A 14,287-nucleotide genomic window follows, 5' to 3' on the forward strand; every position below is an offset into this window, starting at 1 on the left:
AGTAATTATGGCTAAAAAGAAAAGCTTTCCATTACGTATTGATCCTGAATTACACGCAGTCATCGAAAAATGGGCAAATGATGAATTTCGTAGCGTCAATGCACACATCGAGTATTTACTTCGAGAAATGGCAAAGCAAAAAGGGAAATTAAAAAAAGATAAAGATGCATAAAAAATCCCGCTGATTCCTCAGCGGGATTTTTACATATTAACTTTTCGTCATCTCATGCCCAATTGCACGATATCCTATATCACTTCGATAAAATAGACCATCACTCTCAATTTTACCGATTTCTTTATATACTTTATCTTTTGCTTCTTGTAAACTATTTGCCTTACAAGCAACAAATAATACACGGCCACCGTTCGTTACAAAGTCCCCATGTTTCATTGCTGTACCTGCATGGAAAACAATCACATCTTGCAGTGCATCTAGTCCGCTAATAATATCACCTTTTTTATATGCTTCTGGATATCCTTTAGAAGCAAGTACAACACCGATTACCGCTTCTTCTGACCATTGTAACGTTAGTTCACTTTCATCTAATACAGCGTTACATACATCAACTAAATCGTTTTCTAATCGAGGTAATACAACTTCTGTTTCAGGATCACCGAAGCGTGCATTAAATTCAATTACCTTCGGACCATCATTTGTTAAAATAAGACCTGCGTATAAAATACCTGTAAACGAACGGTTTTCTTCAATCATCGCCTTAGCAGTTGGATGCAATACGGTTTGAATCGCTTCTTGAACTGCTGATTCTGGAATTTGTGGTACTGGAGAATATGCACCCATTCCGCCCGTATTTGGTCCTTTATCACCATCAAAAGCTCTTTTATGATCTTGGGCGATTATCATTGGATGTACAGTTGTTCCATTCACGAATGCCATTAATGAAAATTCTTGTCCATCTAAAAACTCTTCAATAACGACCTTCTTACTTGCCGCGCCGAATTTCACATCTTGCAGCATTTCTTTCACAGCTTGTAATGCCTCTTCAAGCGTCATCGCTACCGTTACACCTTTACCAGCAGCTAGGCCGTCAGCTTTAATAACGATTGGTGCACCAACTTTTTGAATGTACTGTACTGCTTCTTCATAATCTGTAAAAGTTTCGTACGCCGCAGTTGGAATATCATACTTTTTCATAAGCTCTTTTGTAAAAGCTTTACTACCTTCAATAACAGCAGCCGCTTTATTCGGACCAAATACGCGAAGTCCCTCTTCTTTAAAACGATCAACAATTCCATTCATAAGCGGAATTTCTGGTCCAACGAAAGTTAACTCAACATTATTCTCTTTTGCAAATAAAACTAATGCATCAAAATCATTTTCATCAATATCAACTGGTGTTGCAACATCTCTCATACCTTCATTACCTGGTGCTACATATACCTTTTCTACTTTTTCAGATTGTGCAAACTTCCAAGCTAAAGCATGCTCACGCCCACCGCGGCCAATTACTAAAACATTCATATTTCATCCCCCAATAATTAAATAAGTACAAACTAGAAGCTATGCTCCTAGTTTGCTTTTTCATATCAATAAAAGGTTATCTCGACCAGACTTTTTAAACATCCATATCAATAAAGGTTTAAAAAGGAGGATTAAGAGAACCGAGCAGGTCGAGGCGCATTTGCCAGGAGGACACGGAGTGTAGCTTTCCTACATGAGTACCGCACTGGCGATGCAACGACGACATGCGAAGGTTATCTTAACCGGACTTTTTTAACATCCTCTATTAGTGTTTGAAATGACGTACGCCAGTGAACACCATAGCAATCCCATAAGTATCTGCCACTTTAATAGAATCTTCATCACGGATTGATCCGCCCGGTTGAATGATTGCTGTAATTCCTGCTTTTGCTGCTTCTTCTAATGTATCTGGCATTGGGAAGAAAGCATCAGATGCAAGCGCGCTACCTTGTGCTTTTTCACCAGCTTGTGTAATTGCGATTTTTGCAGAACCTACACGGTTCATCTGTCCCGCACCGACACCAATTGTCATGTCATCTTTCGCTAAAACAATTGCGTTTGATTTCACATGTTTTACAACTTTCCAAGCTAGTTTTAAATCTTTCCATTCTTGCTCTGAAGGTTCACGTTTCGTTGGAATTGAAATTGTACTTTCATCTAATGATAACGTATCTTCCTCTTGAACGAGAAGTCCACCTTGTACAGAAGTTAGTTTTTTGCTTGCACTTGTCGCTTTTTCAATATTTATAGTTAATAAACGTAAGTTCTTCTTACTTTGTAACACTTCTAAAGCTTCTTGCGAGAACGAAGGTGCGATAACAATTTCTAAGAAAATTTCATGTAACTTTTCTGCTGTAGCTTTATCAATTTCACGATTTGCTGCAATAATACCGCCGAAGATTGATACTGGATCTGCTTCATAAGCACGATTATATGCTTCGTGAATATTAGTTCCTACTCCAACACCACATGGATTCATATGTTTTACTGCTACTACTGCTGGTTCTGTAAATTCTTTTACGATGCTAAGCGCTGCGTCTGCATCATTAATATTGTTATACGATAATTCCTTACCGTGTAATTGTTCTGCGTATGCAACAGAAGACGTTGCTGCGAATGGCGCTTTATAGAAAGTTGCTTTTTGATGTGGGTTCTCGCCATAGCGTAAGTCTTGCTTTTTCTCAAATGTCACAGTTAATGTTTCTGGACTTTCTTCACCCATTTGCTCTGTTAAGTAGTTAGAAATTAACGCATCATACGCTGCTGTATGACGGAATACTTTCGCTGCTAGTTTACGTTTTGTTTCCTCTGCTACTTCACCGTTCTCTTTCAGTTCTGCTAACACAATATCATAATCTACTGGATCTACAATTACCGATACGAATTTATGATTTTTCGCAGCAGAGCGAATCATTGTTGGGCCACCGATATCAATATTTTCAATTGCATCAGCAAATGTTACATCAGGCTTAGCGATTGTTTCTTTAAATGGGTATAAGTTAACAACAACAAAGTCAATTGGCTCTATACCTAACTCATTCATTTGTGTTACATGTGTTTCATTATCACGAACTGCTAATAGACCACCATGAATATTTGGATGTAATGTTTTCACACGGCCATCCATAATTTCAGGGAAACCAGTTACTTCAGAAATGCCGATTACTTGTAAGCCATTTTCTTCTAGTAACTTTTTCGTACCACCTGTTGAAATAACTTCAATCCCTTGTTCTAGTAACCCTTTAACAAATTCTACTACTCCTGTTTTATCTGAAACACTTACTAATGCACGCTTTTTCATTTATCCTTCACCCCTGGTTGTATGTTAGTTAACAGTTGATTCTTTCACAGACTGAACAATTTGATTCACTGTATTTACGTATAATTTATGTTCAACTTGTTGAATTTTCTTTTGTAAGCTTTCTCTCGTATCCCCTTCAGAAACAACCACTGCTTCTTGTGCAATAATTGGCCCTGTATCCATACCTGCATCTACATAATGAATTGTTACTCCAGTTACTTTCACACCTGCTTCTAACGCTTGACCGACAGCATCTTTACCCGGAAAGCTCGGTAGTAATGATGGATGAATATTAATAATCTTCCCGCCGTATGCTTCTAGTAACGTCGGCCCGATTAAACGCATATATCCAGCTAAAATAACATAATCAATTTCATATTCTTCTAGCTTCTTTAATATCTCTTTTTCAAACGCTTCTTTTGACTCATATGCTTTCGCTGAAAAAGCAAAACACGGAATATGATGATAATTTGCCCGTCCAACAGCTCGTGCTTCTGGTTTATCACATACTAATAAACTAATTTCTGCATCCAATCTTTTTTCTTCTACCGCATTAACGAGAGATTGAAAGTTAGATCCACTTCCAGAAGCAAAAACTGCTAATCTACTCATAGTGCTGTGCCCCCATTAAAAGTAACGCCAGCTCCTTGTATAGTACGTCCAATAATACGAGCCATTTCTCCTTGCTCTTCAAGAAGACGAACAACATCTTTTGCATCTTCTTCCTTCACTGCTACTACCATACCAATACCCATGTTAAAAATATTGAACATTTCTTTCTCTTCCAGTTTTCCAACTTCTTGAAGCAAACTAAAGATCGGCTGAATTTCCCAAGATCCTAGTTCAATCTCAGCACCGATTCCTTCTGGCAACATGCGTGGAATATTTTCAATAAATCCACCACCTGTAATATGCGCCATACCGTATACTTCATGTTTCTTCAATAGTTCTAAAATAGGTTTGACATAAATTTTCGTTGGTTTTAATAATTCTTCACCAAGAGGTAGTTCTAAGCGGCCATAAATACGCTCTAAAGATAGTTCCCCATCTTCTAATAACACTTTTCGTACTAAAGAGTAACCATTGCTATGAATACCGCTAGATGCTAAGCCAATTAGCACGTGACCAGCTTCAATCTTTTCACCTGTTACAATTTTCTTTTTATCAACAATCCCAACTGTAAAACCAGCTAAATCATATTCTTCCGTAGAATACATTCCTGGCATTTCAGCTGTTTCTCCACCGATTAATGCACAACCAGCTTGGCGACAGCCCTCTGATATACCTTTGACGATGTTTTCAATTTTACTAGGTTCAGCTTTACCACAAGCAATATAATCAAGGAAGAAAAGCGGCTCTGCTCCTTGGACAACAATATCATTTACACACATTGCTACTGCATCAATACCAATTGTGTCATGTTTATCTGCCATAAAAGCGAGCATCAATTTCGTTCCCACGCCATCTGTTCCAGATACTAATACAGGTTCTTCTAATGCAAATTTTGATAGATCAAACATACCTCCAAAACCGCCTAAACCGCCTAGTACTTCTTTTCTCATAGTTGTTTGTACGTGTTTTTTCATGCGAGATACCGCTTCATATCCAGCTTCAATATCTACTCCTGCTTGCTTATATGCATTCGCCATCGTTATTTACACCTCGTCTTTTAATTTCTCCCCATCCAGGGCGGGCTATTTTAAGAAAGGATCTAGCTCCTACATCAAAAGAAGTAGAAGCTTTTCTCACTTTTCTTATTTCATGCTTTCTAAAAGCTCTTGCTCATAATCATAAAGAGCTGTTGGATAGTCCCCATTAAAGTAAGCCATGCATAGGCCGCCATATTTCCCTTCATATGGACGTCCAATTGCATCTACTAATCCATCTTCACTTAAAAATGTTAAAGAATCTGCTCCGATCATTTCACGGATTTCTTCTACTGTATGATTTGCTGCAATTAATTCTTTTCTCGTTTGAATATCAATGCCATAGAAACATGGATATTTCAGAGGTGGTGAAGCAATTCTTACGTGAACTTCTGTCGCTCCAGCCTCACGAAGCATACGAACAATTCGTTTACTTGTCGTTCCTCTTACGATAGAGTCATCAATCATAACAACTCGTTTCCCTTCAACTACACCTCTTACTGCGGAAAGCTTCATCTTAACCCCTTGCTCGCGCAGTTCTTGAGAAGGTTGAATAAACGTACGTCCAACGTAACGATTTTTAATTAATCCTAACTCATATGGAATACCTGTCGCCTCCGCATAGCCAATCGCAGCTGAAATACTAGAGTCTGGTACACCAGTAACAACATCTGCTTCAATAGGAGCTTCTGCCGCTAAACGTTTCCCCATATTCTTACGTGCTGCATGGACGTTAACACCAGCAATATTTGAATCTGGGCGTGCAAAGTAAATGTATTCCATACTGCAAATTGCATGTTCTACATCATTTGTGAAACGATCCACGTGAATTCCTTCATCATTAATGACAAGTAATTCACCCGGTTCTACATCGCGAATGTATGTTGCACCTACTACATCAAAAGCACATGTTTCTGACGCTACAACGTAAGCATCCCCCATCTTTCCAATTGAAAGCGGACGGAACCCATTCGGATCTAATGCAACGATCATTTCATTTCCAGTTAGTAAAAGATACGCAAACGCACCTTTCACTTTATTTAAAGCCTCTTTTACACTTTCAATTAAAGAATCTTTCGTGCTACGTTTAATAAGATGTAAAAGTACTTCTGTATCTGAACTAGTTTGAAAAATACTGCCCTCTGCTTCTAATTCACGACGAAGCATTTTTGCATTAATTAAATTTCCGTTATGAGCTAACGCCATACTATGATCGGAAAAACGGAACAACAATGGTTGAACGTTAGCAACTTCACTTCCACCAGCTGTTGCATATCGTACATGTCCGATTGCTGATTTTCCATTTAATCCTTCTAGCTCACCTCTTGAAAACACTTCTGATATTAAACCTAACCCCTTGTGACCGACGATTTTTTCCCCATTATTTACGACAATGCCTGCGCCTTCTTGCCCACGGTGCTGTAAACTGTGCAATCCGTAGTATGAAACTTGTGCTGCATTTTCATGCCCCCAAATTCCGAAAACGCCACATTCTTCGTTTAACCCCTTTATTTCAGCAAGCATGGGATTGCCCCTTTCCAAGCCTTTCTCATTTCATCTACATTTGCTGTAAGTAATACTTCATTTTCTTCATTATGAATTGTTACTTCATTTGTACTTGTTACTTCTCCAACTTGGATTGCTTCTACCACTTTCTCAAACGCCTCTTTATTTTCACGTTTTACAGTTATCACGAAACGAGACTGTGATTCAGCGAATAATGCTGCTGTTGCTTCTCCATCTAATTTCACAGTAGCACCTAAGCCTTTAGCACCAATTGCACTTTCTGAAATCGCAACTGCTAAACCACCTTCAGCAACATCATGTGCAGATTGAACAAGACCAGCTTGAATTGCTTCTAATACTTGTTTTTGGCGTTTTAATTCTACATCTAAATCGATACTTGGTGATTGACCGAAAATTTTGCCGTGAATCATTTTCTGTAATTCACTTCCGCCAAACTCAGCTTTCGTCTCACCAATTACATACACTAAATCACCAGCTTGCTTAAACTCTTGTGTTGTTACATGTTTTAAGTCATGCACAAGTCCGACCATCCCAACAGTTGGTGTTGGATATACAGCTTCACCACTACGCTCGTTATACATCGATACGTTTCCGCCGATAACTGGTGTTTGTAATGTGCGACAAGCTTCACTCATACCGTCTACTGATTTCTCAATCTGCCAGAAGATTTCTGGTTTTTCTGGGTTCCCGAAGTTTAAGCAATCTGTAATTGCAAGTGGCTCTCCGCCAGAACATACGATATTACGCGCTGCCTCTGCTACTGCAATTTTACCGCCCATCTCTGGGTCTAGATAAATGTAGCGAGAGTTACAATCTGTCGTCATTGCTAATCCTTTTTCTGTACCGCGTACACGTACAACTGCAGCATCTGAACCTGGCGTAACAACTGTGCTTGTGCGAACTTGGTAATCGTATTGATCGTATACCCACTCTTTACTTGCAATTGTTGGTTGCTGTAATAAAGCGAATAACGTTTCTTTATAATTTTCTACTTTTGGCGTTTCCATTTTCATTGCTTGGAATTCAGCAAAGTATGCTGCTTCTTTTGATGGCTTATGATAAATTGGTGCTTCTTCTGCTAAAGCATCTGCTGGAACTTCAGCTACCTTTTCACCTTTATGGAATAAACGAAGCATTTTATCTTCTGTTACTTTCCCCATCGTAACCGCTGCAAGACCATACTTCTCAAATAAATCTACTATTTCTTGTTCTCTACCTTTTTTCACGACAATTAACATACGCTCTTGTGATTCAGATAGCATCATTTCATATGGTGTCATTCCTGTTTCACGCTGTGGTACATCATCTAAGTACATTTCAATACCCATTCCTGCTTTACTTGCCATTTCTGCAGATGATGATGTTAAACCAGCCGCACCCATATCTTGAATTCCAACAAGTGCATCGGATTGAATTAATTCTAAACACGCTTCAATAAGAAGCTTTTCCATAAATGGATCCCCTACTTGAACCGCTGGACGTTTCGCTTCTGAGCTTTCAGATAGTTCTTCCGACGCGAATGTTGCACCGTGAATACCGTCACGACCAGTTGATGCTCCTACGTACATTACTGTGTTACCAGCACCGTGCGCTTGCCCTTTTTTAATGTCTTCGTGGTTAATCAAACCTACGCACATTGCATTTACAAGTGGATTTCCTTCATAACATGGATCAAATTGTACTTCGCCGCCAACAGTCGGAATACCGATGCAGTTACCGTATCCTGCAATTCCTGCTACTACTTCTTCGAATAAATATTTCACACGTGGTGACTGTAATTCACCGAAACGAAGTGAGTTTAATAGAGCTACCGGGCGTGCTCCCATAGAGAATACGTCACGAATAATACCACCAACACCTGTTGCAGCTCCTTGATATGGTTCAATAGCTGAAGGATGGTTATGACTTTCCATTTTAAATACAACTGCTTGATTATCACCGATATCTACAATTCCAGCACCTTCTCCAGGTCCTTGCAGAACGCGCTCACCTGTAGTTGGAAACTTACGAAGAACTGGTTTCGAATTTTTATAACTACAATGTTCAGACCACATTACAGAGAATAACCCTGTTTCTGTATAATTTGGCAGACGACCTAAAATCTTTTCAACCATGGCAAACTCTTCGTCTGTTAGCCCCATTTCCGCATATATACGCTCTTCTTTAATTTGTGTTGGATTTGGTTCAAGCATTAACGACATATGTTTCCCTCCACTGTTTTAAGATAGATTGAAAGACTTTTAACCCTTCAGCACCGCCAAGTAATTCATCTACAGCACGCTCTGGATGTGGCATCATACCAAGTACATTTCCTTTTTCATTTACAATACCAGCAATATCTGAAACGCTACCGTTAGGGTTTTCTACGTAACGGAATGCGATTTGATTGTTCTCTTCTAATTGTTTAAGCGTCGCTTCATCACAATAGTAATTCCCCTCACCATGCGCGATTGGAATATTAATTACTTCATCTTTTCCATATTGTGATGTAAACATCGTTTCATTATTTTCAACACGCAACTGAACAGTGCGACACATAAATTTTAAGTTTTCGTTTCTCATTAACGCTCCTGGTAGTAATCCTGATTCAACAAGAATCTGGAATCCATTACATACACCTAAAATCGGCTTTCCTTGCTCAGCAGCTTTTTGCACTGCTTTCATTGCATTAGCAAAGCGAGAGATAGCACCGCAGCGTAAGTAGTCACCATAAGAAAATCCACCTGGTAGTAGAATTGCATCATATTCATCTAGATTCTCTGTATCGTGCCAAACGTAATCTACTTCTTCGCCAAGCTCATCTTTAATTGCATGGAACATATCGACATCACAGTTCGAACCCGGAAATACTATTACGGCAAATTTCACTGTGCGACAACCTCCTCAACTTCATAACGGAAGTCTTCCATTACAACGTTCGCTAATAGTTTTTCACACATTTCCTTTACCTTGCTATCTAAATCAGATACAGATTTATCAATTGTTAGTTCCATGTACTTTCCGATTCGAACATCTTGTACTTCTGTGAATGAAAGACTATGAAGTGCTCCTTTTACTGCTGTTCCTTGTGGATCTAATACGCTTTCTCTTAATGTTACATATACCTTAACTTTATACATGTGAAATTCCCCCTAAACGTTTTAAAATCTCTTCATAAGCATCTGTTAAATTTCCAAGATCGCGACGGAATACGTCTTTATCAAACTTTTCATTGCTCGTTTCATCCCATAAACGGCAAGTATCCGGTGAAATTTCATCCGCTAAAATGATTTCTCCTTCTTCCGTTACACCAAACTCTAATTTGAAATCTACTAATCTTACACGACAGCTTGCGAAATGATCAATCAACACTTGATTGATTTGTAGAGCCATATCTCGTAATACACTTACTTGCTCTGGTGATGCAACGTTTAATACACGAATATGATCTTCCGTTACAAGCGGATCTCCTAAATCATCATCTTTGAAGTAAAATTCTACGATTGGTTCTGCAAGTACAGTTCCCTCTTCCATTCCTAATCGTTTTGAAAGACTTCCTGCAATTACATTTCTTGTGACAACTTCTAAAGGAATAATACTCACTTTTTTAACAAGTTGTTCTGTTTCAGATAACTTCTCAACAAAATGTGTTTTAATTCCCACTTCTTGTAACTTTCTGAACAATAAAGTTGTAATTTCATTGTTCAAACGACCTTTTCCTGTAATCGTCTCTTTTTTCTCCCCATTGAAAGCAGTCGCACTATCTTTGTACTCTACCCAAACCATATCTGCTGATTCTGTACGATAAATTCTTTTTGCCTTACCTTCATACAGCAATTCTAGCTTTTGCATTTCGCAAGCCCCCTGTAGTTTGAAAAATGTGAATAATATTTTTATAAAGAATGGCACAGAATGACTCTATTCTGTGCCATATGAAATTTTACGCTTCGTTTAATCCAAGGCGTTCAAAGATTGTATCAACGTGTTGCATATGATGCTCATAGTTGAAGCATTCATTAATTTCTTCTTGTGTTAACTTGCTTGTAATACGCTCATCAGCTTCTACAAGCTCTTTAAATTGTACTTGTGTTTCCCAAGCTTCCATCGCTTTAGGCTGTACGATATCATAAGCTTCTTCACGTACCATACCTTTGTCGATTAGTGTAAGCATTACGCGCTGAGAATAAATTAAGCCGTATGTTCTTGTCATATTGCGTTTCATATTCTCTGGGTATACAGTTAAGTTTTTAACGATATTACCAAAGCGATTTAACATGTAATTTAATGCGATTGTAGCATCTGGTAAAATTACACGTTCTGCCGAAGAGTGAGAAATGTCACGCTCATGCCATAATGGAACATTTTCGTAAGCTGTCATCATATAACCGCGGATAACACGAGCTAAACCAGTCATATTTTCAGAACCAATTGGATTACGTTTATGTGGCATTGCAGAAGAACCTTTTTGACCTTTTGCGAAAGCTTCTTCAACTTCACGTGTTTCACTCTTTTGTAAACCACGAATCTCAACTGCCATCTTTTCGATAGATGTTGCAATTAGTGCAAGTGTTGACATGTAGTGTGCGTGACGATCACGTTGCAATGTTTGTGTTGAAATTGGTGCTGCTTCTAATCCTAAGTTTTCACAAACATATTTTTCTACGAATGGATCGATATTTGCATATGTACCAACCGCACCAGATAGTTTACCAACACGAACTGTATCAGCAGCTTGTTTGAAACGCTCTACGTTACGTTTCATTTCTTCATACCAAAGACCAAGTTTTAAACCAAATGTTGTTGGTTCTGCATGAACACCATGTGTTCTTCCCATCATGATTGTGTATTTATGCTCTTTCGCTTTGTTAGCTAAAATGCTTACAAAGTTCTCTAAGTCTTTTAATATAATTTCATTCGCTTGTTTTAAGATGTAAGATAATGCTGTATCTACTACGTCTGTAGATGTTAAACCGTAATGAACCCATTTACGTTCCTCACCTAATGCTGGCGTTTCTGATACAGCACGAGTGAATGCAACTACGTCATGACGTGTTTCTTTTTCAATTTCATAAATACGATCAATATCAAATGATGCATGCTCACGAATTTTCTTAACATCTTCTTTTGGAATATCGCCAAGCTCAGCCCATGCTTCACAAGCTAAAATCTCAACTTCTAACCATGCTTTAAATTTGTTCTCTTCCGTCCAAATTGCACCCATTTCTGGGCGTGTATAACGACTAATCATCTTTTTCCCTCCAACAGTTGTTCTTGATGGTCCCAAATATGCAAACTCTTCGCTTTTTCTAGAGCGACTTCAATATTATCATTTAAAATATTAACATGCCCCATTTTTCGCTGTGCTTTTGCTTCTTCTTTTCCATACAAGTGTAAATAGCACCCGGTTAATCTATTCACTTGTCTTAGGACCCCTTCTATATGTTCGCCTAAAATGTTTACCATGACAACTGGTTTTAACAAATTTGTTTCTCCTAGAGGTAAATTACAGATTGCTCGAATATGTTGACCAAATTGACTCGTCTCACATGCATCCTGTGTATAGTGTCCTGAATTGTGAGGTCTTGGCGCTAATTCATTAATATAAATCTCACCATTATCTGTAGCAAACATCTCTACAGCTAGTGTTCCCACAAGTTCTAATTCATCCGCAAGTACCTTTGCATAAGCAATTGCTTTTTGAGAAAGCTCTTCTGTAATGCGAGCTGGAACGATAGATTCATGTAAAATGTTATTTACATGAATATTTTCTGCTACTGGAAACACTTTTGTTTCACCACTTACACTACGAATCACAATAATTGATACTTCTTTTTCAAAAGGCACCCATTTCTCTAAAATACATTCTGCTTTATCCACAAGATTTCTTGCTGTCTCAACATCAGCTTCACTTCTTAAAACAACTTGTCCTTTCCCATCATATCCACCTGTCGTCGTTTTTAAGACGGAAGGGAATGATAACTCAGCAATTGCTTCTGTAAGCTGATCTTGATTTTGAACTAATCTATACGTTGCTACTGGTAACCCAGCCTTCTCAATCGCATTCTTTTCTGTAAAACGATTTTGCGTTGTATTTAACAACTGACTACCTTGTGGTAAGTACGCATGTTTTTCAAGCCATTGTAAACATCTATAATCAATATTCTCAAATTCATATGTGACAACATCACTTATCTCTGCTAAATGCTGAATTGCTTTTAAATCATCATATGGTGCAACAATTTCAATATCAGCAACTTGTGCACATGGTGAATGCTTTGTAGGATCTAAAACAGCAATTTTATATCCCATTTCCTTAGCTGCCAATGCCATCATTCTTCCTAGCTGGCCGCCTCCAATAATACCGATTGTTTTTCCAGGTAAAATGATCCTCGTCATACTAGCTCACTACCTTCACGCACATCTTTTTCAATCGCTTCTCGTCTCAATTCTAATGCATCATGTATATCATCATGGAATGATCCAAGTATTTGTGCGGCAAGTAATCCAGCATTCGTTGAACCGGCTTTACCAATTGCAACAGTTGCAACTGGAACACCTCCTGGCATTTGGACGATGGATAATAATGAATCTAAGCCGTTTAATGCTTTTGATTGAACTGGAACTCCAATTACAGGAAGATTTGTCTTCGCTGCAACCATTCCTGGTAAATGTGCTGCTCCACCAGCTCCAGCAATAATAACTTTCAATCCACGTTCACGAGCCGTCTCTGCATATTCAAACATATAATCCGGAGTCCGATGAGCGGATACAACTTTTTTCTCATACGGTATATTTAATTCATCTAAAATGTCACAAGCATATTTCATTGTTTCCCAGTCTGACGTGCTTCCCATTATGACTCCAACTAGTGATTTCATATTAGAATCCCCCCGATTCAAATAAAAAAAGCCTGAAATAGAACAGTTTCTCTTTTACTATGAGAGAAAGCGCTCTACTCAGGCATACGTATCCCTTGTGAATAGAAAAATACCGAGTGACTTTCCCTCATAGTCTAACGAATAACGGTCGTTAGGTAGAGACTTGCAGGCCATATCCCCGCGATTATATGAGGTCTTATATTATTGTTTCTATGGTTATATTAACAATATTTCATAAACAATGTCAATAAATAATCGAATGTTTTTTTATTAGTAGTCAATAACGTTCGTGTTTTAGTTATATTCAAAAGAAGAATTGCAACTATATGCAAGAAGAAAAGGGAATTAGAATATATATTTCTAGAGATCTATTTTACGTATAATCGTTTAAATGGCACTTCAGTATGTTTTAAATCAATATATATACACTCTTGTATTATTATAACGATTTAATTTCTAAGGAGGATAACTGTTAAAGAAAGAACTATGCTATTATCCTATTTATTTTTCTCTATTGCAGTAATTTCTGTAATTATTAAATACTTATTTATAGCATCTCATTATTTAAAATATATACTTATGATAGTAATAATTTGTCCTATTTTAAGTATTACTTTAGTGGCATTAGGAAAATCAGGAACACAAAAAATCATTGCTATTATTTTAAACAGTCTCTATTTCATTCTTTTTTCGTCTTTAGCTTTATTAAATTTATGGATTATAGCCTTCGGTAAATAAAAATAAACACAAAAAAACCTAAGTCGAAACGACTTAGGTTTTTGCTTGGCGACGTCCTACTCTCACAGGGACAAGGTCCCAACTACCATCGGCGCTAGAGAGCTTAACTTCCGTGTTCGGTATGGGAACGGGTGTGACCTCTCTGCCATCATCACCAAACTATGAAGGCATATTCCTTCAAAACTAGATAACATTGCTACATATTATATGGTTAAGTCCTCGATCTATTAGTATTCGT

General features: G+C 37.9%; 14 protein-coding genes, 1 rRNA gene and 1 riboswitch. Of the genes, 2 read left to right on the plus strand and 13 right to left on the minus strand.

The window, feature by feature from the left end; all coding sequences use genetic code 11:
* The first annotated feature begins 7 nt into the window (after window positions 1-7).
* Window positions 8-172 carry a type II toxin-antitoxin system antitoxin gene (locus QO049_RS13515; RefSeq protein ID WP_001085171.1) on the plus strand — a complete coding sequence of 55 codons (165 nt, stop codon included), beginning with the start codon at window positions 8-10 and terminating at the stop codon, window positions 170-172.
* A 36-nt stretch (window positions 173-208) separates the two neighbouring features.
* Here the strand turns inward: QO049_RS13515 and purD are convergent, their stop codons facing one another.
* From purD to purE, 12 genes are all read right to left on the minus strand, one after another.
* Window positions 209-1,480 (minus strand): phosphoribosylamine--glycine ligase, encoded by a 1,272-nt coding sequence (gene purD / locus QO049_RS13520; protein WP_001101975.1) that lies wholly within the window; start codon window positions 1,478-1,480, stop codon window positions 209-211.
* A gap of 265 nt (window positions 1,481-1,745) precedes the next feature.
* Window positions 1,746-3,281, minus strand: coding sequence for a bifunctional phosphoribosylaminoimidazolecarboxamide formyltransferase/IMP cyclohydrolase (purH, locus tag QO049_RS13525; protein WP_097856382.1), 1,536 nt, complete (start codon window positions 3,279-3,281; stop codon window positions 1,746-1,748).
* Between the two features lie 24 nt (window positions 3,282-3,305).
* A complete protein-coding gene (gene purN / locus QO049_RS13530; RefSeq protein WP_000088589.1) occupies window positions 3,306-3,893 on the minus strand; it encodes a phosphoribosylglycinamide formyltransferase in 588 nt (195 codons plus the stop codon).
* Window positions 3,890-4,930 (minus strand): phosphoribosylformylglycinamidine cyclo-ligase, encoded by a 1,041-nt coding sequence (gene purM / locus QO049_RS13535; protein WP_001262439.1) that lies wholly within the window; start codon window positions 4,928-4,930, stop codon window positions 3,890-3,892. The genes purN and purM overlap by 4 nt, the downstream gene beginning before the upstream one ends.
* A gap of 105 nt (window positions 4,931-5,035) precedes the next feature.
* Window positions 5,036-6,451, minus strand: a complete 1,416-nt coding sequence (purF, locus tag QO049_RS13540) for an amidophosphoribosyltransferase (protein WP_000879032.1) — start codon at window positions 6,449-6,451, stop codon at window positions 5,036-5,038.
* Window positions 6,436-8,655, minus strand: coding sequence for a phosphoribosylformylglycinamidine synthase II (gene purL / locus QO049_RS13545; RefSeq protein ID WP_000055564.1), 2,220 nt, complete (start codon window positions 8,653-8,655; stop codon window positions 6,436-6,438). The genes purF and purL overlap by 16 nt, the downstream gene beginning before the upstream one ends.
* Window positions 8,639-9,322: a phosphoribosylformylglycinamidine synthase subunit PurQ gene (purQ, locus tag QO049_RS13550; RefSeq protein WP_000666787.1), complete on the minus strand. Its 684-nt coding sequence runs from the start codon at window positions 9,320-9,322 to the stop codon at window positions 8,639-8,641. The genes purL and purQ overlap by 17 nt, the downstream gene beginning before the upstream one ends.
* On the minus strand, window positions 9,319-9,573 hold the full coding sequence (purS, locus tag QO049_RS13555) for a phosphoribosylformylglycinamidine synthase subunit PurS (protein ID WP_000278823.1): 255 nt from the start codon (window positions 9,571-9,573) through the stop codon (window positions 9,319-9,321). Before purS ends, purQ begins: the two co-directional genes overlap by 4 nt.
* On the minus strand, window positions 9,566-10,285 hold the full coding sequence (gene purC / locus QO049_RS13560) for a phosphoribosylaminoimidazolesuccinocarboxamide synthase (RefSeq protein WP_001170544.1): 720 nt from the start codon (window positions 10,283-10,285) through the stop codon (window positions 9,566-9,568). The genes purS and purC overlap by 8 nt, the downstream gene beginning before the upstream one ends.
* Window positions 10,286-10,373: 88 nt before the next feature.
* Entirely contained in the window at window positions 10,374-11,681 is a 1,308-nt protein-coding gene (purB, locus tag QO049_RS13565; RefSeq protein WP_000625682.1) for an adenylosuccinate lyase, read from the minus strand.
* On the minus strand, window positions 11,678-12,829 hold the full coding sequence (gene purK / locus QO049_RS13570) for a 5-(carboxyamino)imidazole ribonucleotide synthase (protein WP_284489298.1): 1,152 nt from the start codon (window positions 12,827-12,829) through the stop codon (window positions 11,678-11,680). The genes purB and purK overlap by 4 nt, the downstream gene beginning before the upstream one ends.
* Window positions 12,826-13,311 (minus strand): 5-(carboxyamino)imidazole ribonucleotide mutase, encoded by a 486-nt coding sequence (gene purE, locus QO049_RS13575; RefSeq protein WP_000839367.1) that lies wholly within the window; start codon window positions 13,309-13,311, stop codon window positions 12,826-12,828. Before purE ends, purK begins: the two co-directional genes overlap by 4 nt.
* Before the next feature lie 110 nt (window positions 13,312-13,421).
* Window positions 13,422-13,523: riboswitch (purine riboswitch) on the minus strand.
* Between the two features lie 274 nt (window positions 13,524-13,797).
* On the opposite strand from purE, the gene QO049_RS13580 reads away from it, so the two are divergent.
* Window positions 13,798-14,049, plus strand: coding sequence for a hypothetical protein (locus QO049_RS13580; RefSeq protein ID WP_000927502.1), 252 nt, complete (start codon window positions 13,798-13,800; stop codon window positions 14,047-14,049).
* A 43-nt stretch (window positions 14,050-14,092) separates the two neighbouring features.
* Here QO049_RS13580 and rrf read toward each other — a convergent pair.
* Window positions 14,093-14,208, minus strand: a 5S ribosomal RNA gene (gene rrf, locus QO049_RS13585).
* Window positions 14,209-14,287: the final 79 nt, after the last annotated feature.

It is taken from the genome of Bacillus sp. RB3 (genome assembly GCF_030164735.1).
Classification (GTDB): Bacteria; Bacillota; Bacilli; order Bacillales; family Bacillaceae_G; genus Bacillus_A; species Bacillus_A cereus.

Coding starts and splice junctions, on each gene's coding strand:
- QO049_RS13515 (WP_001085171.1), top strand. CDS start 8: ATGGCTAAAAAGAAAAGCTTTCCATTACGTATTGATCCTGAATTACAC.
- purD (WP_001101975.1), bottom strand. CDS start 1,480: ATGAATGTTTTAGTAATTGGCCGCGGTGGGCGTGAGCATGCTTTAGCT.
- purH (WP_097856382.1), bottom strand. CDS start 3,281: ATGAAAAAGCGTGCATTAGTAAGTGTTTCAGATAAAACAGGAGTAGTA.
- purN (WP_000088589.1), bottom strand. CDS start 3,893: ATGAGTAGATTAGCAGTTTTTGCTTCTGGAAGTGGATCTAACTTTCAA.
- purM (WP_001262439.1), bottom strand. CDS start 4,930: ATGGCGAATGCATATAAGCAAGCAGGAGTAGATATTGAAGCTGGATAT.
- purF (WP_000879032.1), bottom strand. CDS start 6,451: ATGCTTGCTGAAATAAAGGGGTTAAACGAAGAATGTGGCGTTTTCGGA.
- purL (WP_000055564.1), bottom strand. CDS start 8,655: ATGTCGTTAATGCTTGAACCAAATCCAACACAAATTAAAGAAGAGCGT.
- purS (WP_000278823.1), bottom strand. CDS start 9,573: ATGTATAAAGTTAAGGTATATGTAACATTAAGAGAAAGCGTATTAGAT.
- purC (WP_001170544.1), bottom strand. CDS start 10,285: ATGCAAAAGCTAGAATTGCTGTATGAAGGTAAGGCAAAAAGAATTTAT.
- purB (WP_000625682.1), bottom strand. CDS start 11,681: ATGATTAGTCGTTATACACGCCCAGAAATGGGTGCAATTTGGACGGAA.
- purK (WP_284489298.1), bottom strand. CDS start 12,829: ATGACGAGGATCATTTTACCTGGAAAAACAATCGGTATTATTGGAGGC.
- purE (WP_000839367.1), bottom strand. CDS start 13,311: ATGAAATCACTAGTTGGAGTCATAATGGGAAGCACGTCAGACTGGGAA.
- QO049_RS13580 (WP_000927502.1), top strand. CDS start 13,798: ATGCTATTATCCTATTTATTTTTCTCTATTGCAGTAATTTCTGTAATT.